This window comes from Moorena producens PAL-8-15-08-1 (genome assembly GCF_001767235.1).
Lineage (GTDB): Bacteria > Cyanobacteriota > Cyanobacteriia > Cyanobacteriales > Coleofasciculaceae > Moorena > Moorena producens_A.
Genome location: NZ_CP017599.1, coordinates 6,293,921 through 6,320,522, shown reverse-complemented (window position 1 = coordinate 6,320,522; position 26,602 = coordinate 6,293,921). Strand labels below are relative to the sequence as shown.

Here is a 26,602-nt window from a genome sequence, read left to right as displayed (position 1 = left end):
GGTTTGACCGCAACTTGGTATCAAAATCAACTAACCACCATAGCGTTGATCATAGCTATGAGGTACACAGAATTTTTTCCCGACTCCCGACTCCCGATTCCCGATTCCCGTTCCCCTCCTGGGAGGGGTTAGGGGTGGGTTCCGATTCCCTACTCCCTACTCCCTACTCCCTATTCCCTGTTCCCCGTTCCCTGTTCCCTTTGCGATCAAAATACCATACCCATGGGGAGACAGATACTGCTGTGCAGCCTTTTGGATATCAACAGCACTAACTGATTTAATATGACTAGGGTAATTCAGTGCTGGTTCTAAATCCCCTACTTGGGAGTAATAGTAACCATATAAACTGGTGCGAGCGCTTGGTTTCTCATTGTTAAAGATAAACTGATTGGCGACTTTGGTACGAATCCGAGCAATCTCTGAGTCTGATACCAATTCTGTCTGACAGCGATGGATATGGTTTGCGATCGCATTTTCCACTTCTGCCAAATTCTCAGCTGGGAGTTTAGCAGAAATGTAAAACACCCCTTGCAGCCGCTGAGTGATATTACTAACCCCAATTTGAGTAACCAGTTGCCGTTCTTCTCGCAAATCCCTAAACAACCTGGACATACGACCTCGTCCTAAAATTCCTGCCAGCACATCCAAAGCATAGGTTTCCTTCAACTCAGGTATACCAGGCACCCGCCACACCATCACCAGCCGCGCTTGTTGTAAAGATTCATCCACATACTCCCGACGGACAATGTTCTCGAAAGCTGGTTCAGGGGGAAGGTTTGTTCTATGTTCTATTGCCCTTGGCTGTGCTTGACTAAATCCATTGCTGACAATTTCAATTAATTCCGTTACTGGCAAATTCCCCACCACTGCGGCAGTCATAGACTCTGGTTGATACCACCTACCGTGAAAGTCACGCATCTGCTGAGGCTGGAGTTGTTCAATCACCGAGGCAGGTCCAAGCACAGGACGTCGATAGGGTAACTGGTCAAAGGTAGTCTCCATTGCCCATCTATGGGTGCGGCGGCGGGGATTATCCTGGGAACGGCGAATTTCTTCCAAAACTACCATGCGCTCCTTTTCAAAGCCATGATCAGGAATACTGGGATTGAGTACCACCTCTAGCTGTAATGGTGCCAGCTGCGCAAAATCTTTAGGAGCTGTAGTGATGTAATAGTGAGTGTAATCCTGACTTGTAGCCGCATTGGTTACAGCACCCCGTTGCTCAATCAGCCGCTCAAATTCACCACTTTGCAATTTTGGTGTGCCCTTAAACACCATATGCTCCAGAAAATGAGCCATACCATTAATCTGATCCGATTCCACTGCAGAACCCACATTAATCCAAACATTCAGATTCACAGCTTCAACCGGCATCTGCTCCGCCACAATGGTTAACCCATTCGGTAGCTTCTCAACAGTCGGAGCATTCAGGGAGGGAGTATTAAGCAAACTGGAAGTCATTAAATTAATCACTACACTATTTATTCATGGTAATCTTTCGGTTTGATATAGGGTTTTTGATATAGCAAAGGGAATCGGGAATCGGGAATCGGGAATCGGAACCCACCCCTAACCCCCTCACCTTTCAAGGGTATGTTTTTTACAAAGACGTCAGGTGTGGGGTGTAGGGTGTGGGGTGTGGGGTGTGGGGGTGAGGCAGGACCCAAATGTAAAAAACCTACCCCTGTGAGCCCCTAACCCCTCCCAGGAGGGGAACGGGAATCGGGAATCGGGAATCGGGATTAGCCACGATAACACCACACTTCCCATCTCCATCGTTCAACCCCAAGGGGACTCCCGTTATAGTCGAAAACTTAGCGGCAGGGGAATTGGGGACTGAAAATGTTGCGTCTCCTTGAAAGTTTTTGCTAGAATAGAGATATTATTGTGCTCGTTCGCGCAGCGTCTCCTGCGGAGAAAAGAGTACCGGTCTGTGCGCAAGCTGAAAAGCCTCTGCTAAAAGTACAAACCAACAAAAACCTTGAAAAAGTAACCCCAATGATTTTATCGGAGGGTTTAGAGGCTGTTTGGTTCAGCCGTTAAGGGTTTTCTACTCTTAAGAATCCCTCACTATAATCGCGTGATTTAGCGAGGGAGTATCAATAAAATCATTCCATTATTCAGCAACGCCGCCAGTAATAGAGTATTGTCCTAAGCTGCCGTAATCACTATATCCGGTAGCTAAGTTTCCAAGACCCGTACCATCAATGCTTAGATAGTACTGTCCTGGATTGAGGTCAAGATTAAAGCTAGCAGACAGAGAACCGATAGGATTAGAGACGCTAATCAGTTGACCAGAAGCATTATATAGTTTAGCCAGAATGTCTAAATTAGGTCCTCGCTCAAAAGGCTTAATATCTAGGGCTATGTTGCCCGTTGTTGAATTGAACTGGAACCAGTCAATGTCGTTATTTTGTTCAATGATGCCATAAGTTTCTACCTGACCATCATTGAAAGATAGCGCTGCTGCACTGGTTCGACTGTTACTATAATCGTCCAGGCGATAGCCAAAACCATTTTCCCCAGTGATGATATCTAGGTCATCTTCTTGGTTGCTGGCACCGGTATACTCACCTTTGCTCCATTGAGTTAGATTTCTATCGTTGCCCTCTCCCATAATAGGAGCCCACCCTGTTTCGACATTGCCATTGTCATGACCAGTGTAATAGTGGTTGGTTAAATTACCGTCATGTGTCAGACCCAAGCTATGACCTACCTCATGGCTAATAGCTTCAGCCACCGCTTTCTCACTACCTCCAGCGCGATTCTCTGAAAAAATAAAAACGGGGGTATCAGTGTTCCAGTTGAATGAATCCATATAAGCCAAACCACCGGTACCTTTTTGATACCAAGAACCATCTCCCCCAATCACAACGCGAATCCCCCATTGGGAATCACTAGCGCTGGTTTTTTTGAGTTGGTCATCGGAAGGTTGGGCAGTAGTTACATTGACATTAAAGGGACTAAAGTCTTCTGCCACCCGTTGCCAAATGCGCCAAATGGTCTGTGTCTCAGCAGTGGAAAAATTTGAAGTATTCCCATCCGTGTCATAGGCAGGGGTCACAATGGGACTCCCGAACTTCTGGTTCCATAGGGTATTTGTGGTAGTTTGACCATCAAAGTCAAGGTAGATAATGTGGTCTGCGTCTGGATTGCTGTTGAGGGAAAAGACTTGGTTCGGGCTTAAGGGCTGATAGGTATTTGGTTTGGTAGTTGCAGCAATTCCAATAGTGGTAGTACTTTCAGCTAACTCTAAATCATCGGAAACAATGCCATTGCTACCAAGAGCGTAGGGTCTTACCTGGGCAAAGTAAGTGCCATTGGTAGCACTGTTGTTGATCACATCGTCAGCTTTGCTACCCTCTAAAGACCTAGCCACGTTTTGGTCGCCAAAGTCCAAGATGCCATTATTCTTAGTGTCCCAATAGAGTCTGAGGTTAGCATCATCACCGGCACTGATATGGTATAAATTTAGCTTAATTTGACCGTTGTTTGAGACCCTAAACTTAAACACATCAGTGCGGTCTAAGAGCCTAAGCTCCCCATTGCGGCTGATGAAATTGCTGGTGAAAGTGCCTAAATCCTCGAAAATACCCATGATTCACTCCTGACTTTTTTTCTCTGTGAAAAGAAATAGAAATTAGCCCAAAAACTTGATTTTTTTTGAGCTTTACTACATCTACAGCTTAATAAACCACACCTAAATTTTGTAATATTTGTAAGCCAAGTTTATCAGCTCTTAATTTTAGCGGTGCGACCCGTGGCGAATTTAATTACGGGTCAAGGGCACCGTAACGAAATTAGCTTAATGATCACAGTTGTCAGAGCTGATTGGTAAAGTAAGCTATAACCATGACACTGGAAAGATTTCAGGAATTCGGTCTAGTTTGAGACCTGTTCCCTGAAATCCATATCTGTCAAGGGATTTGAGCGATGAATATTTACTATAAATTAGCTATAACTTAACGCTTATGGATTACTCTACATCCTCAACATAACCTTCGATATTGGAATATTTTTAGGAACGTTTCTAAGGATAAATATTGCAGGATCTAAGCAATCGTACCAGTAATAGAGTATTGTCCTAAGCTGCCGTAATCACTATATCCGCCAGTAATTAGGTTTCTTTCACCAATACCCTCAACGCTTAGATAGTACTGTCCTGGATCGAGGTCAACATTAAAGTTAGCGGATAGAGAACCGATGGGATTAGAGAAGCTAATCAGTTGACCAGAAGCATCATATAGCCTAGCCAGAATGTCTAAATTAGCTCCTCGCTCAAAAGGCTCAATATCTAGGGCTATGTTGCCCGTAGTGGAATTGAACTGAAACCAGTCAATGTCGTTATTTTTTTCAATGATGCCATAATTTTCCACCTGACCATCATTGATGGATAGCCCTGCTGCACCGGTTCGCCAGTTACTATAATCGTCCTGGCGATAGCCAAAACCATTTTGCCCAGTGATGATGTCTAGGTCATCTTCTTGGTTGCTGGCACCGATATAGTCACCTTGGCTCCACTGAGTTAAGTCCTTTAAATCACTATTCCCCATGATAGGAGCCCATCCTGTTGGGCCGCTGCCATGACCAGTGTAATACTCGGTGGTAAAATTACCGTCATGTTCAAGACCCAAGGTATGACCTACCTCATGGCTAATGGTCTCAGCCACCCCTTTCTCACTGCCGTTATACACTTCTGAAAAAACAAAGGTGGGGGTATCAATGTCGTCGTTGAATGAATCAAGATAACCCACACCAACGACACCTGGTTTATTATACCAAGAACCATCTCCGCCAATCACAACGCGAATGCCCCATTCGGAATCACTACCGCTAGTTTTTTTGAGTTGGTCCTCGGAAGGTTGGGCAGTAGTCACATTGACATTAAAGGGACTAAAGTCTTCTGCCACCCGTTGCCAAATGTGCCAAATCGTCTCTTTCTCAGCAGTGGAGAAATTTGAAGTATCCCCATCCGTGTCATAGGCAGGGGTTACAATAGGATTTCCGTAGTCATCGTTCCAGTCAGTACCTGTGGTGGTGTGACCATTAAAGTCAAGGTAGATAATGTGGTCTGCGTCTGGGTTGCTATTTAGGGAAAAAACTTCGTTGGGGTTAAAGGGCTGATAGGTATTTGGTTTGCTAGTTGGGGTAGTTCCAGTTCCAGTCGTAGTAGTACTTCCAGACAACTCTAAATCATAGGAAACAATACCATTGCTACCAGGAGCGTAGCGTATTACCTGGGCAAAGTAAGTGCCACTGGTAGCAGTGTAGTTGATCACATCGTCAGCATTGCCACTTTGTAAAGATCTAGCGACATTTTGGTCGCCAAAGTCCAAGATGCCATTGTTGTTAGTGTCCTGATAGAGTCTGAGGTTAGCATCATCACCGGCACTGATATTGTTTAGATTTAGGTTAATTTGACCGTTGTTTGAGAGGCTAAACTTATACACATCACTGCGGTCTAAGATTCTAAGGTCCCCATTGCGGATGATGGAATTACCCGTGAAAGTGCCTAAATCCTCGAAAGTCCCCATTATTTACTCCTGGTTTTTTTTTCTGTGAAAAGCAATGTAAATTAGCCCAAAAAATTAAGTTTTGTTGCGCTTAACTACATTTACACAGTAATAAACCAAACCTAGTTTTGTAATATTTTTAAGCAAAGTTTATCAGCTCTTAATTTTGAACAAAATTAGCTTAATAATTACCCTGGTCATATCTGATTGGTAAACTAAGCTATAACCCTGGCGCTGCCAGGCTTTCATCCATTAGTGTCCTTAGGGAAGCCTTGTTCCCTAAAATCCAGATATGTCAAGGGATTTGAGCTCTTGATCTTTACTTTATAAATTAGCTGTCAATATTGCACCCATAATAGTATAAAATGATTAAAATAATAATTTTATATTGCCTCTTTTTTCGGTTATAAAAATAATATACATATAACCATTGATTAGGTTATATGTATATTATTTTTAATTTGTTTAAGTAATAAAAAATCTTACGAAATACGTAAGCATTTAGCTATCAGCTATCAGCTAATGCCCTACGGGAACGCGTGCGCGTTCAGCTCTCAGTTTATGGGGAGTTGATCAAGGTACACCGAACAGCTTTTGAATAAGCGATGTAGCGCTGACCTGCGGGGGTTTCCCCCACTCGCGCTTTGCCGTGGTTTCCCCCACTCGCGCTTTGCATGGCTGACAACAGATAAGCATTCGTTTAATATGAGTTAACTCAAGCGCGTCGTTCGCACAGCGTGGCCAAACGCGCCCCCCGTGGCCAAACGCGCCCCGCGTGGCCAAAGCCTGTGCCACAAAGCTGACGGCACCTCAAGTAGCGTGAGCTAAAAGCTCACGGCTGACGGCTGAATGCTTACTTAATTATTTAAAAGATACCTTCGTGTCGGATTTCATCTACGACCTAAATGCGCGTGGCTTTCATCCTCCCGTCTGTTTTTGGTAAACAACTAAAAACTGAGTTTTATAATAAATCTTCTGTTGATAAAATGTAAGTGAAGTGTGATCTAAGATGACAGAAAAAGCCCTGAGGGAACTCGCCTCAATCCTCAATCCCACCGCCGACATTCCCCAAGGAGAAACTCCCCTGTTAATTGCTGTAGGTGCTATCGGCAAAGCCTTGGGGATAACCATTCGTCCTGCTGCTAAATCGGAAAATGCCAATACCCTAGACGCGATCGCACGCGCTTCCGGTTTCCGGACCCGTCGAGTCACCCTCACTGGTAACTGGTGGAAAACAGATTGTGGTCCCCTGCTGGCGTTTACTAAGGAAGAAAACCAACCCGTCGCTCTACTACCGGTCAAAGCCACCAAGTATGAAATCCTTGACCCAGTGGAGTTGACCCGCACCCCCCTCAACCGTGACACTGCCACAACAATTGCTCCCATTGCCTATACCTTTTATCGCCCTTTACCCGATAAAGAGATTACCGTCTGGGATATTCTCCAATTTACCATCAGAGGTCGTGCCCCGGACTTGCTGAAAATGCTGGGAGTGGGAGTGGTTGCAACCTTGTTCGGGATGGTGACACCACAAATTACCGGTATTCTGATCGACTCTGCCATTCCCGACGCTAAACGCCAATTATTAATCGAAATGGGTTTGGGATTGTTAGCCGCTAGCTTTGGGGTGATGATATTTCAATTGGCTCAAAGTTTTGTAATGCTGAGAGTGCAAACCAAAGTCAGTTATGATACTCAAGCCGCCCTTTGGGATAGATTGCTGAAACTCAAACCCGCCTTTTTTCGCCAGTATTCCACAGGGGATTTACACAATCGGGTTTCCGCTGTTAATCAGATTCGTGATCGACTTAGCGGTAGCATTTTGCGAACCCTATTTACCAGTTTATTTTCGTTGCTAAATCTAGGACTATTGATAGTCTACAGTTTGCCTCTGGCATTCGTTGCGATCGCTATCGCTTTAGTTGCAGTAATTATTACTACTATATCGGGTATGATTACCCGGCGGAAAATGCGTCCCCTCCAGCAGCTTTCGGGAGAAATATTTGGACTGACAGTGCAGTTAATTGGTGGCATCTCGAAATTACGAGTCGCTGCTGCTGAATCAGAGGCGTTTACTTGCTGGGCGAAAAAATATACTCAGCAGGTAAAACTGATATTAAGTACCCAGTTAGTGGAAGACTTACTAACCGCGTTTAATGTGATGTTACCAGCAGTAAGTTCCATGATGCTGTTTGGATTTACTGTTGCTTTAATGGGACAGTCGGTAGCGGAAACAGGATTATCTACTGGTACATTTCTGGCATTTAATACTGCCTTCGGTACCTTTATCACCAGCGCCACCCGATTAAGCAACACCCTGATTGATAGTTTAGATATTACTATTTTATGGGAACGTGCCCAACCTATCTTACAAACAAAGCCAGAAGTTGATGCTGATAAGTACCATCCCGGCAGGCTTTCTGGTCAACTGAAATTAGACCAAGTTTGCTTTCGTTACCGCCAGGATAGTCCGTTAGTTTTAGATAATATTACCCTAGACGCGAAAGCGGGGGAATTTATTGCTATTGTCGGTCCTTCGGGAAGTGGAAAATCCACTATCATGCGGTTGCTGTTGGGATTTGAAACCCCAGAAGCGGGAGCAATCTTTTATGATGGCAAAGATTTATCGGGATTAGATATTGCAGCGGTCAGGCGACAGTTAGGGGTAGTGCTGCAAAATGGGCGAATTATGAGTGGTTCAATTTGGGAAAACATTGCTGGGGGGGCAATTGTTACCCCAGATCAAGCTCGGGAAGCCTTGCAGATGGCGGGATTAGCTGAGGATATTCAAGCCATGCCCATGGGGATACATACTATTATTTCCGAAGGGGGTGGTAATCTTTCTGGAGGACAGCGACAACGGTTATTTATTGCCCGCGCTTTGGTACACAAACCCCAGATTTTGTTGTTTGATGAAGCGACATCTGCCTTGGATAATCGCACCCAAGCAATTGTTACTAATAGTTTAGAACAATTGGGGGTAACTCGCATAGTAATTGCCCATCGTTTGAGTACTATTCGTCATGCTGATAGGATTTATGTATTGCATGGTGGGAAGATAGTACAGCAGGGAAGTTTTGAGGAGTTGGCAGCAGTTGAGGGGTTGTTTGCTGATTTGATGGCGCGACAGATGGTGTGAAGGGAATAGGGAGTAGGGAGTAGGGAGTAGGGAGTAGGGAGTAGGGAGTAGGGAGTAGGGAGTAGGGAATAGGGAATAGGGAACAGGGAACAGGGAACAGGGAACAGAGAAGAGCGAATAGGGAATAGGGATGCGCTGGATCAAGACAGGGAATCAAGGTCAAAGAAGAGTGTACCTCATAAGTGCGATAAACGCTATAAGCTTTCTCAATCTGCGAAAGAGGTTTGCTACCAAATGGAAACTATAATCAAACAGGTATAAATTTACTTACAAAGTCAAGTCATCGGTATGCCCACCGTTGACAACCTAGGTCTAAATGCTATAACTAAACGCTATAACTGTGTGGAAGATAAATAATTTGGTCTTGATATTCGCTTTCAAAAGATGCCTCAGCTAGAAAAACCAGCTCATCAAGATTTTCTCCCATACTTAACTTGGTGTTGAGAATAAAGATTCCTGGTATGTGATTCCCTTCTGCAATATAATCAGCTAAGTGGGTCGGCATAGATTTACGATTATTTGTTACCAGCACAAAACCATACTCGTCACACCATTTCAGAATTTGTGGGTCTAACGTTCCTCTTGCAGGAGTATTCGGTTCACCAACAACCCACATCACCAAATCAGGAGAATTCCGGGTCAATTGGATTTTGTAAGCAGGATTGACATTTTCATCCAATAGATATTTGAGAGTCATCAGCTTTTTTCATTACTTTTTGTTCTGCTCTCAACTTCCGCAATCGCAGCGCAGAGGTGGAGGGGTTAAGTTGCTGTGCTTTCAGTTGCTGGTGACTCCACTCTAGCCAGTCAGCAACATATTGGCTGACCATTTCTTTATTGTGTAGATAATAAAGAATAGTAGCGTAGACCTGTTCTAGATTTAGGGATGGATAGGTTTCGGCAATTTCTTCGGGAGTGCGGGCACGATGGATATAATCATAGAGAATAGTTTCTATTCCTATTCTTGTGCCTTTGAGCCGAATATCGTCCACACTCAGGAAGTCAAAATAGTCTTCTAGTTGCATTAATTTTATTAGCTGATTAGCTCGTTATAATTCATAATTTTATCATCCCTTGATGATGTTGGGGTAAACGATTGCTAAAACCAAAAAATAAAACCTCCAGCAAGAGCTACATAGGAAGTAAGCTCAATGCTGGGGTGGAAACAGCAACCCTATCCCCCGAGAGGGATGGTTGTTGATCAATTTATCAAGGCGAACCTAACGCCATCGGATGAGTGAAAAGGCAAATCACCAAAAGGAATGGTTTGTGGAAAACTCAGTCTGGGCTAGCCAGCCAGCCAAAGCCCTTACCTGTGATCCTTTGAGATCACTGCTCAATTGCCCGACTCACACTTGGTTGTCAAAACGCTGCTACCACCACCTCGAATAGCCTAGCCCTCCACAGACTTGGTTGTCGTCCAATTCAGACAAAGATAGTAATGAGAGTGTGGACTCCTGAGTTCCTTGAGAGAGTCTGATTGTTTGCTGATCTTGGGGTTTCGCGGTTTGGTTGTTCTTGGTTTGGTTGTTCTTCATTTTTTTGGTTGCAATTTGCAATTAGTTACCACCAGCACCCAAACCACAACAGACAAAAAGTTTAGTTGTGGTGTCTGGTTTGTGGCTTCTGTTGGTTAATCACCAAAATTATTTTTACTTATTAAGGATGGTGTTGTAAACGAATTATTAAAAAATTATTAAAAACTTAAGCTAAAATACTGATTAGCAGTACAAATAGCTCAAATTAGGGTAAACGCCGGAAAAATTGAGCCAAAATGTGATAAATCGGTTTTCAATTGGGTGAGGTACAAGATTCATGGCCTGCGGTGGTGGTGATTGTCACCGATTGTGAAGGGATGCAGGGATTTGGCAACAGAAACCAAAACCAAAAAGCAAAACCCCCAGCAAGAGCTACATAGGAAGTAAGCTCAATGCTGGGGTGGAAGCAATCCCATCCCCGGAGAGGGATGGTGTTCATCAATTTATCGAGGCGAATCGAAGGCCATGGTATGGGTCAAAAGGCAAATGACCAACAGAAACGGTCTGTCTTAAAAGAGCAGGACTTACGCAAGTGCCCCCTAAATCCCCCGAGCGAGGGATTGCTCGCTCGGGGGACTTTGACATCATTACCCCGCAGAATTGGGGGGCAGGGGGGCAAAACCAACTAAATTTCGTAAGTCCTAAAGAGTATAGATTTCCTTGAATAGCTACTATTTGTTTTAGTTTTCGCCACCTATTTTTTTTTGCTTTTGTTCTTTTTACCAAAAAATCCTAATAATATACCTCCTGAAACATTGTCCAATTCAGACAATGAGAGCAATGAGAGTGTGGACTCATCTTGGGAGTGTGAACTACTCTCCGGACTCCCTTGAGAAGAAGAGATTACTTGCTTTTGGGTTTGCGCGCTTTGGTTGTTCTTCATGTTTTATCCATTGTATTGTTTGATAGACTATTATTCTGGCTAACTTGTTCCAAACATCAGGCCATTTTGGCATGAATTTGAGTTGATTACGGGTGCTATTGTCAAGGAAGTCAGCCCGTCCCCTTCCGAGATTTAGCCTTTCTGATACTTATCAGCTACACAAGATTTTTTCCCGATTCCCGATTCCCGATTCCCGATTCCCGATTCCCTCCTCCCCGATAATGACTCAGCAAAAACCCCCTATCTTCCGTCAGCAAGCCCTAGACCGGTTATCTGATCCAGAACAGTTAGATCGGTTAATGCCAGTGGTTAGTCCCGTCGATTGGCTACCTTTGGGGGGATTAGCTATATTCGGCTTTTTAGGAGTACTTTGGAGCATAGTTGGGACTATTCCGATCACTGTCACTGGTAAAGGAGTGCTGATTAATCCCCGTCGGGTGGTACAGTTACAATCCCCCATATCGGGACAGTTGGAATCCTTAACGATTCGCACCGGTCAATGTGTAAAAAAAGACGATATTCTGGGAATCATTGACCCCTCTGATCTAAAACAGCAGTTGCAACAAGAACGGGATAAACTGGCTCAGTTAACGCAACAAATCGCAAAAATTACCTTACTCCGACAACAACGAACCCAGCTAGAAACAACAGCAATTACTGCTGAACGCACCAGCTTACAACAACGGTTACGAGATACTGAAACCTTGACTCCCCGCCTCCAAGATCAAGGATTAACTAGCATCTTGAGCCAGCGTCGCAGCCTCCAACAACGGCTCAAAGATGCCCAAGAATTAACCCCGATACTACAACAGCGACTGGCCAAGCAACGGGACTTACAACAACAAGGAGCAATTTCCTCTGAACGGGTTTTACAAGCAGAACAAGAGTATCGAGAAATTCGTCAAAATATCTCCGAGATTCAAGCACAATTGCAACAGTTGCAGGTACAGGAAACGGAACTACAACAGAAGTATTTAGAAAATATCAATACTATTAGTCAAATTAAAGCGGAATTGGAAACCTTAGACACCCGTAGTAAACAGCTAGAACAGGATAATATCGAAGCTACTAATACTGATAATAATCAAATTCAGGAAATACAGCAAGCCATCGCCCGATTGCAAAAAGAAGTTACAGATAACAGCACTATTAAAAGTCCCCATACCGGATGTATTCTAGAAATAACGGCTACTGTGGGGGAATATCTCAATCCCGGAAATCCCCTGGGAACCCTACAAACATCAGGGAAAGCGAGCGATATGATGAGCGTAACCTATTTTGCTGTGGAGGATGGCAAGAAAATTCAACCGGGAATGGGGATTTTAATTACACCAGATACGGTAAAACGGACAAGATATGGGGGAATTGTGGGGAAAATAACGGAAGTTTCTCCCTTTTCGGTCACCTCAGCAGGGGCGAGTTCTGTGATCGGAAACCCCGAAGTAGTACAAAAATTAATGGGTGACGAAGGAGGTAAAATCGAAGCGATCGCTAAATTACAACTTGACTCAAAAACCCCCAGTGGTTATCAATGGTCATCTTCCCTCGGCCCCCAATTGGAAATTTCTCCAGGAACCACAACAACGGTCAGGGTAACAGTAGAAGAGCGTAAGCCGATTACTTGGGTTTTGCCTATTTTGAGAGAGTGGAGTGGGATAGCATTTGTATCTAGGTTGTAAACACACTTATTGCCGGAAAAGGCAATAGGCAAGAGGCAAGAGGCAAGAGGCAAAAGGCAAAAGGCAAAAGGCAAAAGGCAAGAGTTGCGTAGGGTGCGTTAGGGACGGGCGAGCCCTGATTTTCCACCCCTTCGCACCTGAGACAGCCCGTCCCGTAACGCACCACCCACGGGGGAGCCCTGATTTTCCGCCCCTTCGCCCCATAGACAGCCAGTAGGGTGCGTTAGGGACGGGCGAGCCCTGATTTTCCACCCCTTCGCACCTGAGACAGCCCGTCCCGTAACGCACCACCCACGGGGGAGCCCTGATTTTCCGCCCCTTCGCCCCATAGACAGCCAGTAGGGTGCGTTAGGGACGGATGCTGGTGGCGAAATATTGCTTAACAAAAAAATGAGTAAAAGCATTGACGATATGGTTAGAGTTGGGAACTAAGAGGAGAAAGAGCAATGCTTGATGTCAAGCCCATCGGTGCCAGTGTTCCAGAGCAAACTCGTCGGGTAGCCCTAGCAGCATTTCCCCAAGGGAACCTCTATATCTGGCTCAGGGATGAACTCGGAGAGATTTATCACGATCAATACTTTGCGGACTTGTATAGCAGCCAGGGAAAGCCAGGGATTAGTGCAGGACAATTAGCCCTGGTCAGCGTGATGCAATTTCTGGAAAACTTACCAGACCGTCAGGCGGCAGATGCAGTCAGAGGTCGGATTGACTGGAAATATGCCTTGGGTTTGGAGGAACGAAGATAGTGGCTTTGACCATACAGGCAAGCGTGAATTTCGCAATCGTTTGGTAGAGGGAGGAGCAGGAGACAGACTATTAAATCAGTTACTCAGCCAACTCAAAGCAGGGGGATGGATTAAGGATAGAGTTAAACAACGCAGTGACTCAACCCAAGTGCTCGCAACCCTGCGAGAATTGAACCGTCTTGAAGCGGTCGGGGAAATGCTCAGAGCGACACTCAATGAAATTGCCCTGACCAAACCAGACTGGTTGCTTGCGTTGGGTAGACCCTGAGTGGTTTGAGCGTTATGGTAAAGTCATAGACGATTATCGTCTCCCCAAAAAGCAGCTCATAAGCACTGCCTTAGGGGAGCAAATTGGCCGTGACGGGATGAAATTGCGCTTTGTGTCTGTGGCTTGAGGGAACCCCAAAGCACCTACGCCGTTTACCCAAGGTTGAACAACTGCGTCAATATTGGGTCTATCAGTATTATGAAGACCCACGGACATATCAAACTCCGCCCACTCAAAGACATGCCATCCCCCGGAGAGCGTTTGAGTTCCCCCTATGAAAGTGATGCTCGGGTTGGGACGAAGCGCTCAAAGTCTTGGACTGGATATAAGGTACAAGAAGCGTGAAACCTGTCAAACGGATCAAGTTCACTTGATTACTCATGTCGAAACCACTCCAGCTCAAGTCCAAGATGTAGAACAAACTGCTATTATTCATCAGGCTTTAGCACAAAAATCTTTGTTACCGAGCCAACATTTTGTGGATGCAGGCTATGTAGATGCGCAGCTGCTCGTCACCAGCCAAAACGATTATGGCATTGAGCTAATTGGACCTGTTAGGCCAGACACCAGTTGGCAAGCGACTCGTGAAGATGCCTATGACTGTTCTCGCGCATGTGATTGACTGGCAGAATCACCAGGTCACTTGTCCTGAGGGACATCAAAGCCGCACTTGGCGAGAACGTCTTGATCATCGTCGAGATACGCCCATTAAAACCCATCGAGTTTGCTAAATCCATATGCCCTTGATTGTCCCGTACGAGAGTTGTGTACTAGCTCCCCCAAGGCTCCCCGGACTTTGACCTTACAACCTATAGCTCAGCCAACTTGCTTTACTACAAGCCCGTGAGCAGCAAGCCTCACCACAATGGTGGAAATACTACGGCCTCCGGGCAGGCATTGAAGGAACGATTTCTCAAGCTGTTACTGGCTTTGGTATTCGACACAGCCGCTACCCTTGGACTGGCCAAAACCCATTTGCAACATGTCATGACTGCAACGGCTATCAATCTCAAGCGTCTGTTTGCTTGGGTTCAAGGGATTCCTCTCGCTGGTACTCGCATTTCTAGCTTTGCAGCTCTAAATACTGTCCCAGGCTAATGTTACACAATATTTCGCCACCAGCATCGGGACGGGGGAGCCCTGATTTTCCGCCCCTTCGCACCTGAGACAGCCCGTCCCGTAACGCACCACCCACGGGCGAGCCCTGATTTTCCGCCCCTTCGCCCCTGGGACAGCCCGTCCCGTAACGCACCACCCATCCGAGTAGTTTTTGGTATTATGATAAACCGATACAGCCCGGCCAAAAATTCCTATATATTTGTGCTAGTTTTGGACATATAGAAATGCGTTATATTATAATCCAACATTAGCTTTTAAACCAGGAGAGAGCAATGCTTCAAAGCTATGAAGCCATTATCGAAAATGGTCAAATTCAATGGTTAACAGATGCACCAACAGTTTCCAAAGCTCGTGTAATTGTGACGATTCTTTCGGATAGTGAACCAAACGTATTGCGCCGGACTCCCTCAGCTGCTATTGCCGGTAAAGGTAGAACGTTGGAGGATTTGGTCACTTCCGTCCTTGAGGAAGAGGATTGGGAATGTCTGAAGTAATCATCCTTGATAGATAGCTTATTTTCTGGCGTTGCTGATTCTGGGTATGGTTTTGCCCCCCTAACCCCCCAATTCTGGGGGGAATAAGACGTTCAAAGTCCCCCAAAGTTGGGGGATTTAGGGGGCTTTAACAAAACCAGATGATTGCGCATTCATTCCTTAATTCAGCAACGCCTATTTTCTCAGTATTCAGAACTCGATACATATTTGATGAAGAAGACGCCCTGATTGACTTACAAAACTCTAGCAAAGGGAACAGCGGATCTGGGAGTCGGAAGTCGGGAACAAATCCTGTATACCTCATTAAGCTAGAAACCACTATATACTAAAAAAAGTACAAACTTTCACAAAGTGATCGGTATGCCCACCTTAGATCTAACAGTTGAGCAAGTAATTATGTTAGTACAGCAATTACCTTTAGAGGGAAAGAAAGCTGTATTTAAAGTACTCCAGAAGGAATTAGACGTTCAAGAAAATCCTTGGCTCAAATTAGCGGGAAAATATCAAGATGATCCACAATTTGATGAAATGTTAGCTTACATTGAAGCTGAGCGACAAGAATTGAATGATCAAGAGGAAGCTAAGTGAGTTTGTGGATTCTCGATACTGATCATTTGTCGCTTTTGCAGCGAGGACATCTGGGTATCCGTAAACAAATTACTACAAGAAAATCCCAGGAAATAGCGATTACCATTATTTCAGCTGAAGAGCAAATTAGAGGAAGGCTCAGTATTATTAGACGTGCAAAATCTCCTAATCAACTTGTTTTAGCCTACCGACGCTTAAAGGAGTTATTGGATGATATGGCAACCATAAATGTGCTTGATTTCACTCCCGAAGCTTCCCTAATTTATAACGATTTAGTCCGCCAAAAAATCCGGATTGGAACCAGAGATTTAAGAATTGCAGCAATTGCTCTTGCGGTTAAAGGAACCGTAGTAACCCGTAATCAAAGAGATTTTAATAACGTTCCCGGTTTAAAAGTGGAAGATTGGACCTTAGAAGGCTAATCAATGTCTGAGAAAAAACGCCGTATTTTTAATAAGGCTAAATAATAAAATTTCCACACTACTCCCGACTCCAAACTCCCGATTCCCGATTCCCGATTCCCGATTCCCGATTCCCTTTTTTTTACAACTATGAGATGCACCCTATTGATTAGGAAACCAATGCTTATCCAGTAACTGCTCAAACGAATAAGGACATTGTTCAGGTAGAGCAGTAAGCTGAGTTTTTTTCTGGACAATCAATAAAGCATTTTGATAAATTTTGGGCAATTCATCCCCTAAGTAATTGCGGAGATTAGTGGTAATTTTATCCTCTAGTTGCACCCGAAAGGTAATAATATCCCCTGCCCAGTGATTCCGATTTATCTCCATCTCGGATTCCCAATATTGGTACAGCATTAGATGAATGATTATCTGCAACAGTAAACTTTTAACAGCATTTCTTTCACTGCGTCCCAATGCTTCTAATTCCTCGATTAAGTTTTCATAATCTAACCCTTCCAATTGACGATTTTTCAGGAGCATAACTGTTTCAGTTAACCACTGATCGTACTCGGTTTCATAAAGTTCTTTTAAGTCAGGTATTTTAGATTTCATAAGGCAAGAGGCAAGAGGCAAGAGGCAAGAGGTAAGAGGCAAGAGGTAAGAGGTAAAAAATCCTGGTTAGCTGATAGCTATGAAAAACCCTTTATTAATTTTATCATCCCTTTGAGATGATGATGTTGTGATACAAAATTACTGAACCACAAGTATTGCATTCCCGATTCCCGATTCCCGATTCCCGATTCCCGATTCCCGATTCCCGATTCTAAATTCTAAATTCTAAATTCTCTATATATCCCAAAACAAAAAAAATAGCCGCAGAAATACTATCCACGGCTATTTAAATGACCTATGTCAGTGAATTTCCGAACCAATCCGGACGTGTCCGATGGGATTGGCCAAGGGGGGGAAACCCCCCCAGAAATTTAGCGATGCAGCGCGGTCTTGGGGGTTTCCCCCATGAGCGACTGCATCAAGACAAGGTGTTATGGCAACAACAAATACTTGGTCATTATAGTAATGAATTCCCCTGGAACCTCAGTGGGCTGCAGAGGACTCCACTCGGAAATCTCCGCATAGCGCAGACCATAAAGGGCGTACATAGTGTTGAGTACTGCTTTACGAGAACCCTTTAAGATGTGCTTAACCGGTTGTTTGTTGGAGTTTGGAGTAAATTCTGACATAGGTCAAAGATTCAATTTTTTTACATTGCTTATTGTAATGATTATAATTTTAAGTGTCAAGGGTTTTTAAAAGTTTTTTTTTGGGAGTTTTAGGGGGAGTAAAAAAATGCTAACGCATAACTTTAGCGTTCGCGTAATTGATATTTAAAAGCATCGCTTTTTTACAGATTATTTTTATAAAAAAATAGCATTTGTATCTGGTTTATAAACATGCCTGTTGCCTGTTGCCTATTGCCTCTTGCCTAAGAAGATTTGCAAATCCAGGGCAGCTTACAGTAGTATAATAAGTGCCTAGACAACAATACGCCTGACTGTATTAAGTTGTATAAAGTTCCAAAAGTCTCCCTACTCCCTACTCCCTACTCCCTACTCCCTACTCCCTACTCCCTACTCCCTGCTTCCTGCTTCCTGCTCCCTAAAAAAAATCCTTTATACACATCAACCCCCATGAGCTTAATCAAAAAAATCTACAATAAATTTCAACCATTTTATCCCTTACCAGCCAACGATCCAGCTTATGTAAACTGTAGTGAAGTCAGGGGCGATGACAATATTTTCAGAGAAATTGGTAAAACTATCCTCTTTTCAGACCAAGCGACTTGTCAACTTTATACTGGACATCGGGGTGTAGGGAAGTCAACGGAGTTATTGCGTCTGGAAGATTATTTACAGAAGAATGGCTGCTTTGTGGTTTATTTTCCAGCAACGGAAGGAGATATTGATGAAATCGATGCTCAATATACAGATATCCTTTTAGCTTGTACTCGTAATATTTTAGAGAAACTTAAAGATTATGCTGCTCCTAATCCGTTATTAAATTGGCTAGAGTATCGGTGGACTGAATTAAAGGATTTGGCGTTATCGGAGGTAGAATTTGAAAAATTAACGGTTGAAGCTCAAATTCAGATTTTTAGTAAATTGACTACAACCTTACGACGAAATCCTAGTAGCCGTGAAACCATTAGAAAACAGGTTGATAATTATAGTGTATCGTTGATTACAGCGTTAAATGAATTTATTGAAGATGCTCAACATAAATTACCTGAGGAAAAATCCAACATAGTTGTGATAGCAGATAACTTAGATAGAATAATACCCCTGGAAAAAGGGAATGACAGAACAAGTCACGAGGAAATATTTCTTGATTATAGCAGTCAATTAACAGCTTTGAATTGTCACGTAGTTTATACAGTGCCAATTTCCTTAGCCTATTCCAGTCAAGCGACTGAATTAAGAAATATTTATGGTACTCCTCAAGTGTTACCAATGATTATGGTAAAAAACCGTGACAACAAACCCTATTCACAAGGATTAGATAAATTAAAAGAAGTTATTGAAAAAAGGATTCACTTAGTTGACTCTACTCTTGATATTGATACACAAATCTTTGATAGTCAAGACAGTCGCATTGAGCTTTGTGCTATGACTGGTGGTCATGTCCGAGAGTTGATGCTATTAATGCAGTCAGTAATGCGTTATATTGATGATTTCCCGATTACTACAAAAATAGTGAGGCGGGCAGTTAGTGATGCTAGAGATAGCACCTATCGTAATGCGGTTAGTTCTGAAGAATGGCAAAAATTAGCTGAAGTTTCTCTTTCCAAGACTATCCATAATGATGAAGAATATCGTAGTTTGCTATTCCGTCGTTGTGTATTGGAATATCGAGAGTTTGATGCAGAAGATAATCCTGTAAGTTGGTATGATGTTCACCCTTTAATTGAAGGGACATCTGAATTTAAATCTGCTCTTGATGAGTTGCGTAGGGTGCGTTAGGGACGGGCTTCCCCTGATGTGATCAGTAGCCAGTATTAGGAAAGTCCGTCCGATTGTAACGGGCAAGATGCCCATTCCACCCACCGGATCAAACAACTAATCAATGAGTACAATGCTGACATCCAATTCAACAAAATTTAAATCAGATGAAGAAGAATCTTATCTGAGGTTAAAACGCGATTTATCTTGGCGTGAAGGCTTTGGAATTTTATTTGTGCGGTGTACTCCTGTACAAGAAAAAATAATTATTGAAGAAATTAAACAAGATATTAATGAGAAAACCGTTGATGTTTTAAAGCTAGACTATTCTAGTTATAATTTATATGATTTGATTGAGGAAAAGGTTAAAGAAAATCCCATCGATATTTTATTTATTAGTGGCCTTGAAAAGTCTTTAGCCTTAGACGATTATATTAAACGTACCCTTGAAAACCCTAAAAAAGCGTATCAAAGAGAGGCTTTAGCCAGCTTATTAGGTCATCTCAATTGGCAACGGGAACGATTTAGAGATGATTTTAATTGCTGCTTAGTGTTTACCGTCAGAAAATATACTTTAAGGTATTTAGTTCGTCGTGCTCCTGATTTTTTTGATTGGCGTTCTGGAGTAATCGAATTTCCTGTAGATAGAGATATTGATTTGCTTCAATATTATACTCCCTTTCAAGCTGATATTGAGCAGCAAAAACCGCAGGACGTATCTCAAGATATAGTTCATAGTAGTGACGAGTATTATGACTTGTTGAAAAAGCTACTCTTACTAGAGTATGAAAATGATGGCGATTTACAAGCTATTCATGATGTTGTTGAATCTAATGCGGATAAATTAGATAGCTCTTTTGCAAAAATTTTAGAACAGTGGCTCCTTAATACTTGTGCTGAACTAAATCCTGAAGAAAAAGAAGCAATTGCCGGAATAGTAGAAAGTCTTTGTCTTGATATTTCAGAATTTCCAGGAAGAAGGGCAAATGCTATAGAAATAGCCATTACTGGATTAGAAACTGTTTTACAATTACGTCCCCGGGAAACTCTATCAGAAGAATGGGCGAAAACTCTCAATTATATTGGTGCTGTTTATAGTTATCGTATTGTTGGGGACAAGGCTGATAATTTAGAAAAAGCGATTGCTTTTTACCAACAGGCTCTTAGAGTCAGAACCTTTGAGGCTTTTCCTGAAGATTGGGCAATGACACAAAATCATCTCGGTATTGCTTACTATCTCCGAATCAAAGGTGAGAAAGCACAGAATATAGAAAAAGCGATCGCTTGTTTCCAACAGGCTTTTACCGTTTATACCTTTGAGGCATTTCCTGAAGATTGGGCAATGACGCAAAATCATCTCGGTATTGCTTACTATTACCGCATCAAAGGTGAGAAAGCACAGAATATTGAACAAGCAATCACTTGTTACCAACAGGCTCTTAGAGTCAGAACCTTTGAGGCTTTTCCCAAAGATTGGGCAAGGACGCAATATAATCTCGGAAATGTTTATCGTAAGCGCATCAAAGGTGAGAAAGCACATAATATAGAAGATGCGATCGCTTGTTACCAAAAGGCTCTTACCGTCAGAACCTTTGAGGCTTTTACCCAAGATTGGGCAAGGACACAAATTCATCTCGGTAATGCTTACTTTAAACGAATCAAAGGTCACAAAATCCAGAATTTTAAACTGGCGATTGCTTATATCGAAGAAGCTTTTACAGTCCTAACATTTCAGGATTTTATCGAAAGTTTGCCCAGGGGAAACAGGAAATTTATATTAAAACTTACATATATAATCTCAACAATAGTATCAAAACTGAAGAAACTTTTAGGGTTTGCAAAAACTCGTTGATTCTTTGTAAGTATTCAGAGTGTGGATTATCACTAATTACTAAACACTAATGACTACCAAATTTCCCCCTATTACTCCCGGTGAAATTCTTCTAGAAGAATTTATCAAACCATTCGGCATCAGCCAGAATCAACTGGCTGAGGATATCCATGTACCGGTAACACAGATCAATGCCATCGTAAACGGCAAAAAAACCATTACTACCGATACAGCCCTGAGGCTAGCCAGATACTTCGGTACTACTCCCCACTTTTGGTTGAACCTCCAACAACATTATGAGCTTGAACTAGCCGAAGCAACCCTGGGTGATCAGATTTTGAAAACGATCAAACCCCTCGCTTCTATTGCGGCAAATGACCATGAAGGGTAAGCAAATTATAGGGCTGCGCCCAGGGAACAGGGAACAGGGAACAGGGAACAGTGATAATATTGGATTATTTAAGTACTTAAATTGATTGTTAGTGATTCTTAGCACTACCGTTATTGATTTTTGTTGTACTGGTGAAAGTATCAGTATAGTTCTTCAAAAGTCCCCCTTATTAAGGGGGATTTAGGGGGATCAGAATCAGGAATTAACAAAGCGGAAATGGTTCCTTTATACTAAATAGCTTGTCAGGTGGGCAAAAACCGTTTGATTCTTGTAACAATTCTATATCATATAATTTTGCCCACCCTACGCAACTTATTAAGGATATTGTTACCACTACCGTTATTGATTTTTGTTGTACTGGTGAAAGTATCAGTATAAGTCTTAAAAAGTCCCCCTTATTAAGGGGGATTTAGGGGGATCAGAATCAGGAATTAACAAAGCTGAAATGCTCCCTTTCTGCGGGTACATCTCAATGCATGCTGTTTAACTCGGTGGTGCGTTACGGGGCGGACTATCTCAACCCTGGCTACCGTAAAAATTAGGTCAAGTCCGCCCCTAACGCACCCTACGCACTGTTTAACCCGGTGGTGCGTTACGGGGCGGACTATCTCAACCCTGGCTACCGTAAAAATTAGGTCAAGTCCGCCCCTAACGCACCCTACGCACTCCCGATTCCCGATTCCCGATTCCCGATTCCCGATTCCCTGTTCCCTAAAATTAATCATCAATAACCGCACTCCGGTCAAGCAAAACCAAATCGCGCAATTGTTCCGTATTCATTTCAGTCAACCAATCTTCTCCAGCATCAACAGTTTGTTCCGCTAACTGTTTCTTACTTTCAATAATGTCATTAATCTTTTCTTCTACAGTGCCAGTACAGATAAACTTATGGACTTGAACATTGCGTTTTTGACCAATCCGAAACACCCGGTCAGTAGCTTGATTTTCCACTGCTGGATTCCACCAGCGGTCTACATGAAACACATGATTAGCTCTGGTTAAATTCAATCCCGTGCCACCGGCTTTCAGAGAAAGAATAAATATCGATGGACCATCGGGGTCATTCTGGAAGCGATCAATCATTTCCTCCCGTTGTTTCTTACGAGTTGCGCCATAGAGGAATAAAACTTCCTTGCCAAATTTGTGCTCTAAATAGGGTTTCAGCAATTTTCCCCATTCCGAAAATTGGGTAAAAATTAAGCCACGGTCTCCCTCAGAAATCGCCTCGTCTAACATTTCTTCCAACCGTCGTAACTTACCCGACTGCTGGCTAGACATTAACGAATTATCTCCCGTTTTCCCTTTCGTCTTTTTCCCTTTACTCTCCAACAGTGCGGGATGATTACATAATTGCTTGAGTCTCAACAACAAGGTCAAAATCATGCCCTTGCGCTTAATGCCCTCAGCCTCTTCAATTTGTGCTAAAGAATCATCCACCAACTGTTGATAAACCGTGGCTTGGGCTGCCGAAAGACCACAAAAAACATTCATTTCCTGCTTTTCGGGCAAATCTTGAATAATAGACTTATCGGTTTTGAGGCGACGGAGGATAAAGGGTTGCACTAGCGATCGCATGGTCTGCAAGGAATCCCGGTCGCCAAACTTCTCAATCGGTACCGCAAATCGACGTTGGAAGAATTGGCGATCGCCTAAATACCCAGGATTGAGAAAATCGATAATTGACCACAATTCCGACAACCGATTTTCCACAGGAGTACCGGTTAAGGCAATCCGAAAGCTAGTGGAAAGTTGCTTCACCGCTTGGGATTGCTTAGCGCTAGGATTCTTAATATTCTGAGCTTCATCCAGCACCACCCCCTGCCATTCCACCCCATCCAGGGTAGTCGCATCCCGATGTACTAAGGAATAACTAGTAATGATCACCTGCTTAGTCTTAACTGCCTTAGCAAACGCTTTCCCTTTCGAGCGTTTATCCCCGTGATGGACAATAGTTTTCAGGGATGGCGCAAATTTCCTTACTTCCCGTTCCCAGTTTCCTAGCACAGAGGTCGGACATACCACCAAGCAGGGTCCATTAAGGGTACCTTCTTCCTGAAGATGCAACAGAAACGCAATCAGTTGTGCCGTCTTACCAAGGCCCATATCATCCGCTAGACAAGCACCCAAACCCCAACGTTCCAGAAAGGCCAGCCAGCCCATCCCTCTAGCTTGATAGGGTCGCAATTGCCCCTGAAAACTAGCTGGTTGAGGAATCGGCTCCAGGGATTGATTCCCCTGTAAATTAGTAATTAACTCTTGCAACGCTCCCGATGCTTCAAACTTCACTACTGGTAGTTTTGCCAAGGTATTATTATCACCAGTAGTGATCCGCAAAGCATCCTCTACCGACAGAGTCATGTTATCTGTCGAACCCTTAAACATCTCTTGAGCTGCACGGACATCGGACGGTTGTAACGCCATCCATTCCCCATCCACCTCCACTAGCGGTGATTTCAGTGCCATCAAGCGATTAAACTCCCGCTTCGAGATGGTTTTATCTCCAATCGCCAGTTGCCACTTAAACTTCAGTAAGCTTTGGAGTCCTAACCGTTGATTCTTCTTTTGTGGTGGCACTTCCGCCACAAGACTAATCCCCAAGCGTTTGGCTCCCGTGCCTGGTTTCAATCCTGGGGGTAGCACAATACCCAAGCCATTGTTTTGCAACCGCCATGCACTAGCCCTAATGAACTCATACACATCTACTATGGTTAGCTCACAAAACTCAGGACGGGGTTGGTGTAAGCTAGGTTCGATGGGAGGATAGAGTCGAGTCGCTAATCCTAACCCTTTCAGGAACGTTTCCTGAGGTTGTTCAATAGTTCGCTGGTTAATCTCCAATCGCTCTCCGGAGTAATTCCAGATTGTCTCAGCATCCACCACCAGGTCTGGGTCATCAACCGCTTGTAAGCCATAGGCCAAGCCCCAATTTTCTTGGTCAGAGGTAGGAGGTTTCAGGATAAAACAAGTGCGAAACAGATTTTGCCTCAACCTCTTAGACGTCGGTGTCACTAAATTCTGTTGCACCGGAGTGTTCCAAGTCGAGAGGGCTGCGGCTAATCGACCTAGGGTTGTTGACTCTAGGGCTAGGGTTTCTGAATTATCTGAATTAGAAGAAAGCGATCGCAACCATTCCACCATCGGTGAATCTACTACTGGCACCGACTCACCCTTGACAAAATTCCGCACCTGTGTATTAACCACACTACTCAAGAATCCCAGTAGCAATTCCTGAGCCTTAACCAAATCGGTTGCAGGTTGAAGGGTCAACTGTGGAGAACTAACCTCTTGTGAATAAGCACAGCAAGCCGAGGGCATGAGCTTGATATACGTTTCTAGACGGACTTGATCCGTAGTACTATCAACCAGAGGTTGCCAGCAAGCCCTTACCTTACCATCAGGCAATCGGTACACTCCTGGTAAAAACTTACCCCGATTCAGCAGATCCAAGCTCCAGCGCATTACCTGAGACCAAAAACGCAACTCCCCTCCCAGGTAGCCGTCTGAGACTTCAAAAGAGCCAAGGGGTAAAGCTTGGAGAAATCTTACCGCTGCCATCGGTTCCAGACTTACCCCTTGCACTTGCCATGGTTGCAATTCCCACTGGCCACCCTCTGGACTATCGTCTGGACTATCGTCTGCACTATCTAAAAACACTTTGCTAGACAGCACTGGATAACCTGGCTCACCTTTGGATGATGGTTCAGTAGGTAACAGAACAATTTGAGACTGCCAGGGATGGTGATGCTGTTGAGCTGCACGCTTACGACTACCTGAACGGGACTTTTCAGACACCTCTAAAAATTGACCGATGGACAGACGATGAGACTCTAAAAAAGACGTCAATTCTTCCTCAGTCATGGCAAACGGGTGACATGACATCTCATTGGCAGTAGTTAATATCTGCGCCTTCGTGCGCCAGGTTTCTCCCCAAATAAATAGATGACCATTAGTTTCCCCAGATATCCAACTGCCATGTAACGTTGCCATAATAATTTTTGTGTCTTTTTCTGTTATCTAGTCCAGGTTTTGTCGATCAAATTTGCTGAATTTATCCCTTAGGATTAACAGCTATCGTATCTGATTAATAGATTTTAAAACAAAGGGAGCAGGGAACAGGGAACAGGGAACAGGGAACAGGGAACAGGGAACAGGGAACAGGGAACAGGGAACAGGGAACAGGGAACAGGGAATAGGGAGCAGGGAGCAGGGAGCAGGGAACAGCGGATATGGAAACACAAATTCTCATAATTCATTTAGATTACTATATTACTTGAAGTAAGCAAACTTTTTTTTAGCTGATTAGGCGATATTATTTCCAGCTATTTTACCGATTTAATAAAATTTATTTGACTATAAAGAAACTGCATATAGAATACTTGAATTGATTTATTTTTTTAAAAAAACCTGTAAAATATGAAGTAACCTCTATGGGGATTAGTGATAGTCTTCAGTAAGAGGATATCTGAAAAGTTTTTTGATACTGAATTTTGCCCCCCTAGCCCCCCAATTCTGGGGGGAACAAGAATCAATTTGTTGCTAAAAGTCCCTTCCGGTGCGCTTTCCAATGGGCGAGTAAATCGCCCTTGGGTCGCACCGCAAAATTGGGGGATTTAGGGGGCTTGAATGTAGCAAATGAGACTTCTCAGACAACCTCTAAGATTGAAAGTCTAAAAAAAAACTTGAGGTGATTCCACAAGAAAACTGGCCACTTTCAAAAAGAAAGCAACCGTAGGCCTAAAGCAGTTGACCCATTAGCCTAACACCATAAAAAAGTATAGCGTTTACTAGTCTAATCAGGTGCATAGAAATTTTTTCCCTGTTCCCTGCTCCCTGTTCCCTGTTCCCTGTTCCCTGTTCCCTGTTCCCTGTTCCCTGTTCCCTACTCCCTACTCCCTACTCCCCACTCCCTACTCCCTACTCCCTACTCCCTACTTACCACCCCCCCGAGTGATAAATGCTACGATTGCGACAGAACGAGAACAGTGATCAAACAAAGAAGGAAAAAGTACCGAA

At 43.6% G+C, this 26,602-nt stretch carries 28 protein-coding genes; 15 read left to right on the top strand and 13 right to left on the bottom strand.

Annotation, left to right across the window (positions count from 1 at the left end; all coding sequences use genetic code 11):
- Positions 1-3: 3 nt before the first annotated feature.
- Entirely contained in the window at positions 4-132 is a 129-nt protein-coding gene (locus BJP34_RS49275; RefSeq protein ID WP_267876343.1) for a hypothetical protein, read from the top strand.
- Between the two features lie 24 nt (positions 133-156).
- Here BJP34_RS49275 and BJP34_RS23100 read toward each other — a convergent pair whose 3' ends face one another.
- From BJP34_RS23100 to BJP34_RS23090, 3 genes are all read right to left on the bottom strand, one after another.
- A complete protein-coding gene (locus tag BJP34_RS23100; RefSeq protein WP_070394360.1) occupies positions 157-1,461 on the bottom strand; it encodes a M16 family metallopeptidase in 1,305 nt (434 codons plus the stop codon).
- A 655-nt stretch (positions 1,462-2,116) separates the two neighbouring features.
- On the bottom strand, positions 2,117-3,598 hold the full coding sequence (locus BJP34_RS23095; protein WP_070394359.1) for a zinc-dependent metalloprotease family protein: 1,482 nt from the start codon (positions 3,596-3,598) through the stop codon (positions 2,117-2,119).
- Positions 3,599-4,052: 454 nt separating this feature from the next.
- Positions 4,053-5,534, bottom strand: a complete 1,482-nt coding sequence (locus tag BJP34_RS23090; protein ID WP_070394358.1) for a PPC domain-containing protein — start codon at positions 5,532-5,534, stop codon at positions 4,053-4,055.
- A 988-nt stretch (positions 5,535-6,522) separates the two neighbouring features.
- On the opposite strand from BJP34_RS23090, the gene BJP34_RS23085 reads away from it, so the two are divergent.
- Positions 6,523-8,652 carry an NHLP bacteriocin export ABC transporter permease/ATPase subunit gene (locus BJP34_RS23085; protein WP_070394357.1) on the top strand — a complete coding sequence of 710 codons (2,130 nt, stop codon included), beginning with the start codon at positions 6,523-6,525 and terminating at the stop codon, positions 8,650-8,652.
- A gap of 325 nt (positions 8,653-8,977) precedes the next feature.
- On the opposite strand, the gene BJP34_RS23080 is transcribed toward BJP34_RS23085, so the two are convergent.
- From BJP34_RS23080 to BJP34_RS40660, 4 genes are all read right to left on the bottom strand, one after another.
- Entirely contained in the window at positions 8,978-9,349 is a 372-nt protein-coding gene (locus BJP34_RS23080; RefSeq protein ID WP_070394356.1) for a DUF5615 family PIN-like protein, read from the bottom strand.
- Complete coding sequence (locus BJP34_RS23075) at positions 9,324-9,677, bottom strand: DUF433 domain-containing protein (RefSeq protein WP_070394355.1); 354 nt, start codon at positions 9,675-9,677, stop codon at positions 9,324-9,326. The genes BJP34_RS23080 and BJP34_RS23075 overlap by 26 nt, the downstream gene beginning before the upstream one ends.
- Positions 9,678-10,025: 348 nt before the next feature.
- Positions 10,026-10,190 (bottom strand): hypothetical protein, encoded by a 165-nt coding sequence (locus BJP34_RS44120; protein ID WP_158517399.1) that lies wholly within the window; start codon positions 10,188-10,190, stop codon positions 10,026-10,028.
- A 253-nt stretch (positions 10,191-10,443) separates the two neighbouring features.
- Positions 10,444-10,629, bottom strand: a complete 186-nt coding sequence (locus BJP34_RS40660; RefSeq protein ID WP_149031126.1) for a hypothetical protein — start codon at positions 10,627-10,629, stop codon at positions 10,444-10,446.
- Between the two features lie 536 nt (positions 10,630-11,165).
- On the opposite strand from BJP34_RS40660, the gene BJP34_RS23065 reads away from it, so the two are divergent.
- Positions 11,166-12,752, top strand: a complete 1,587-nt coding sequence (locus BJP34_RS23065) for an NHLP bacteriocin system secretion protein (protein WP_229423982.1) — start codon at positions 11,166-11,168, stop codon at positions 12,750-12,752.
- Here BJP34_RS23065 and BJP34_RS44115 read toward each other — a convergent pair.
- On the bottom strand, positions 12,742-12,879 hold the full coding sequence (locus tag BJP34_RS44115) for a hypothetical protein (RefSeq protein WP_158517398.1): 138 nt from the start codon (positions 12,877-12,879) through the stop codon (positions 12,742-12,744). The two genes, BJP34_RS23065 and BJP34_RS44115, sit on opposite strands and share 11 nt — an antisense overlap.
- Before the next feature lie 319 nt (positions 12,880-13,198).
- Here BJP34_RS44115 and BJP34_RS46655 point away from each other — a divergent pair, with 319 nt between their 5' ends.
- The 6 genes from BJP34_RS46655 to BJP34_RS23055 all read left to right on the top strand — a co-directional run bounded on the left by BJP34_RS46655 (position 13,199) and on the right by BJP34_RS23055 (position 15,379).
- Positions 13,199-13,498 (top strand): transposase, encoded by a 300-nt coding sequence (locus BJP34_RS46655; protein WP_202972016.1) that lies wholly within the window; start codon positions 13,199-13,201, stop codon positions 13,496-13,498.
- Positions 13,470-13,766 carry a hypothetical protein gene (locus BJP34_RS46650; protein ID WP_229423981.1) on the top strand — a complete coding sequence of 99 codons (297 nt, stop codon included), beginning with the start codon at positions 13,470-13,472 and terminating at the stop codon, positions 13,764-13,766. The genes BJP34_RS46655 and BJP34_RS46650 overlap by 29 nt, the downstream gene beginning before the upstream one ends.
- A gap of 274 nt (positions 13,767-14,040) precedes the next feature.
- Positions 14,041-14,388 (top strand): hypothetical protein, encoded by a 348-nt coding sequence (locus tag BJP34_RS46645; RefSeq protein WP_202972014.1) that lies wholly within the window; start codon positions 14,041-14,043, stop codon positions 14,386-14,388.
- Positions 14,363-14,497, top strand: a complete 135-nt coding sequence (locus tag BJP34_RS49270; RefSeq protein ID WP_267876342.1) for a hypothetical protein — start codon at positions 14,363-14,365, stop codon at positions 14,495-14,497. Before BJP34_RS46645 ends, BJP34_RS49270 begins: the two co-directional genes overlap by 26 nt.
- A 112-nt stretch (positions 14,498-14,609) precedes the next feature.
- The gene (locus BJP34_RS46640) at positions 14,610-14,864 is read left to right on the top strand and encodes a hypothetical protein (protein WP_202972013.1); all 255 of its coding nucleotides are present in this window, start codon (positions 14,610-14,612) and stop codon (positions 14,862-14,864) included.
- A gap of 293 nt (positions 14,865-15,157) precedes the next feature.
- Positions 15,158-15,379 carry a hypothetical protein gene (locus tag BJP34_RS23055; RefSeq protein ID WP_070394353.1) on the top strand — a complete coding sequence of 74 codons (222 nt, stop codon included), beginning with the start codon at positions 15,158-15,160 and terminating at the stop codon, positions 15,377-15,379.
- 127 nt (positions 15,380-15,506) lie between these two features.
- Here the strand turns inward: BJP34_RS23055 and BJP34_RS44110 are convergent, their stop codons facing one another.
- Entirely contained in the window at positions 15,507-15,683 is a 177-nt protein-coding gene (locus BJP34_RS44110; protein ID WP_158517397.1) for a hypothetical protein, read from the bottom strand.
- Between the two features lie 56 nt (positions 15,684-15,739).
- On the opposite strand from BJP34_RS44110, the gene BJP34_RS46635 reads away from it, so the two are divergent.
- Both BJP34_RS46635 and BJP34_RS23045 read left to right on the top strand, forming a co-directional pair.
- On the top strand, positions 15,740-15,967 hold the full coding sequence (locus BJP34_RS46635) for a hypothetical protein (RefSeq protein WP_070394352.1): 228 nt from the start codon (positions 15,740-15,742) through the stop codon (positions 15,965-15,967).
- On the top strand, positions 15,964-16,389 hold the full coding sequence (locus BJP34_RS23045; RefSeq protein WP_070394351.1) for a type II toxin-antitoxin system VapC family toxin: 426 nt from the start codon (positions 15,964-15,966) through the stop codon (positions 16,387-16,389). The genes BJP34_RS46635 and BJP34_RS23045 overlap by 4 nt, the downstream gene beginning before the upstream one ends.
- 141 nt (positions 16,390-16,530) lie before the next feature.
- On the opposite strand, the gene BJP34_RS23040 is transcribed toward BJP34_RS23045, so the two are convergent.
- Complete coding sequence (locus tag BJP34_RS23040) at positions 16,531-17,025, bottom strand: DUF29 domain-containing protein (RefSeq protein WP_229423980.1); 495 nt, start codon at positions 17,023-17,025, stop codon at positions 16,531-16,533.
- A 389-nt stretch (positions 17,026-17,414) separates the two neighbouring features.
- Positions 17,415-17,612 carry a hypothetical protein gene (locus BJP34_RS23035; protein ID WP_070394349.1) on the bottom strand — a complete coding sequence of 66 codons (198 nt, stop codon included), beginning with the start codon at positions 17,610-17,612 and terminating at the stop codon, positions 17,415-17,417.
- A 321-nt stretch (positions 17,613-17,933) separates the two neighbouring features.
- Here BJP34_RS23035 and BJP34_RS23030 point away from each other — a divergent pair, with 321 nt between their 5' ends.
- The 3 genes from BJP34_RS23030 to BJP34_RS23020 all read left to right on the top strand — a co-directional run bounded on the left by BJP34_RS23030 (position 17,934) and on the right by BJP34_RS23020 (position 21,589).
- The gene (locus BJP34_RS23030) at positions 17,934-19,388 is read left to right on the top strand and encodes an ATP-binding protein (protein WP_229423979.1); all 1,455 of its coding nucleotides are present in this window, start codon (positions 17,934-17,936) and stop codon (positions 19,386-19,388) included.
- Between the two features lie 103 nt (positions 19,389-19,491).
- Positions 19,492-21,219 carry a tetratricopeptide repeat protein gene (locus BJP34_RS23025; RefSeq protein ID WP_083305311.1) on the top strand — a complete coding sequence of 576 codons (1,728 nt, stop codon included), beginning with the start codon at positions 19,492-19,494 and terminating at the stop codon, positions 21,217-21,219.
- Between the two features lie 49 nt (positions 21,220-21,268).
- A complete protein-coding gene (locus BJP34_RS23020; RefSeq protein ID WP_070394346.1) occupies positions 21,269-21,589 on the top strand; it encodes a HigA family addiction module antitoxin in 321 nt (106 codons plus the stop codon).
- Between the two features lie 717 nt (positions 21,590-22,306).
- Here the strand turns inward: BJP34_RS23020 and BJP34_RS23015 are convergent.
- Positions 22,307-25,576: a DEAD/DEAH box helicase gene (locus BJP34_RS23015; protein ID WP_070394345.1), complete on the bottom strand. Its 3,270-nt coding sequence runs from the start codon at positions 25,574-25,576 to the stop codon at positions 22,307-22,309.
- Positions 25,577-25,670: 94 nt separating this feature from the next.
- Positions 25,671-25,835 (bottom strand): hypothetical protein, encoded by a 165-nt coding sequence (locus BJP34_RS46090; RefSeq protein WP_193431276.1) that lies wholly within the window; start codon positions 25,833-25,835, stop codon positions 25,671-25,673.
- 551 nt (positions 25,836-26,386) lie between these two features.
- On the opposite strand from BJP34_RS46090, the gene BJP34_RS45725 reads away from it, so the two are divergent.
- Positions 26,387-26,575 carry a hypothetical protein gene (locus tag BJP34_RS45725; RefSeq protein WP_168166482.1) on the top strand — a complete coding sequence of 63 codons (189 nt, stop codon included), beginning with the start codon at positions 26,387-26,389 and terminating at the stop codon, positions 26,573-26,575.
- The last annotated feature ends 27 nt before the right edge of the window (positions 26,576-26,602 follow it).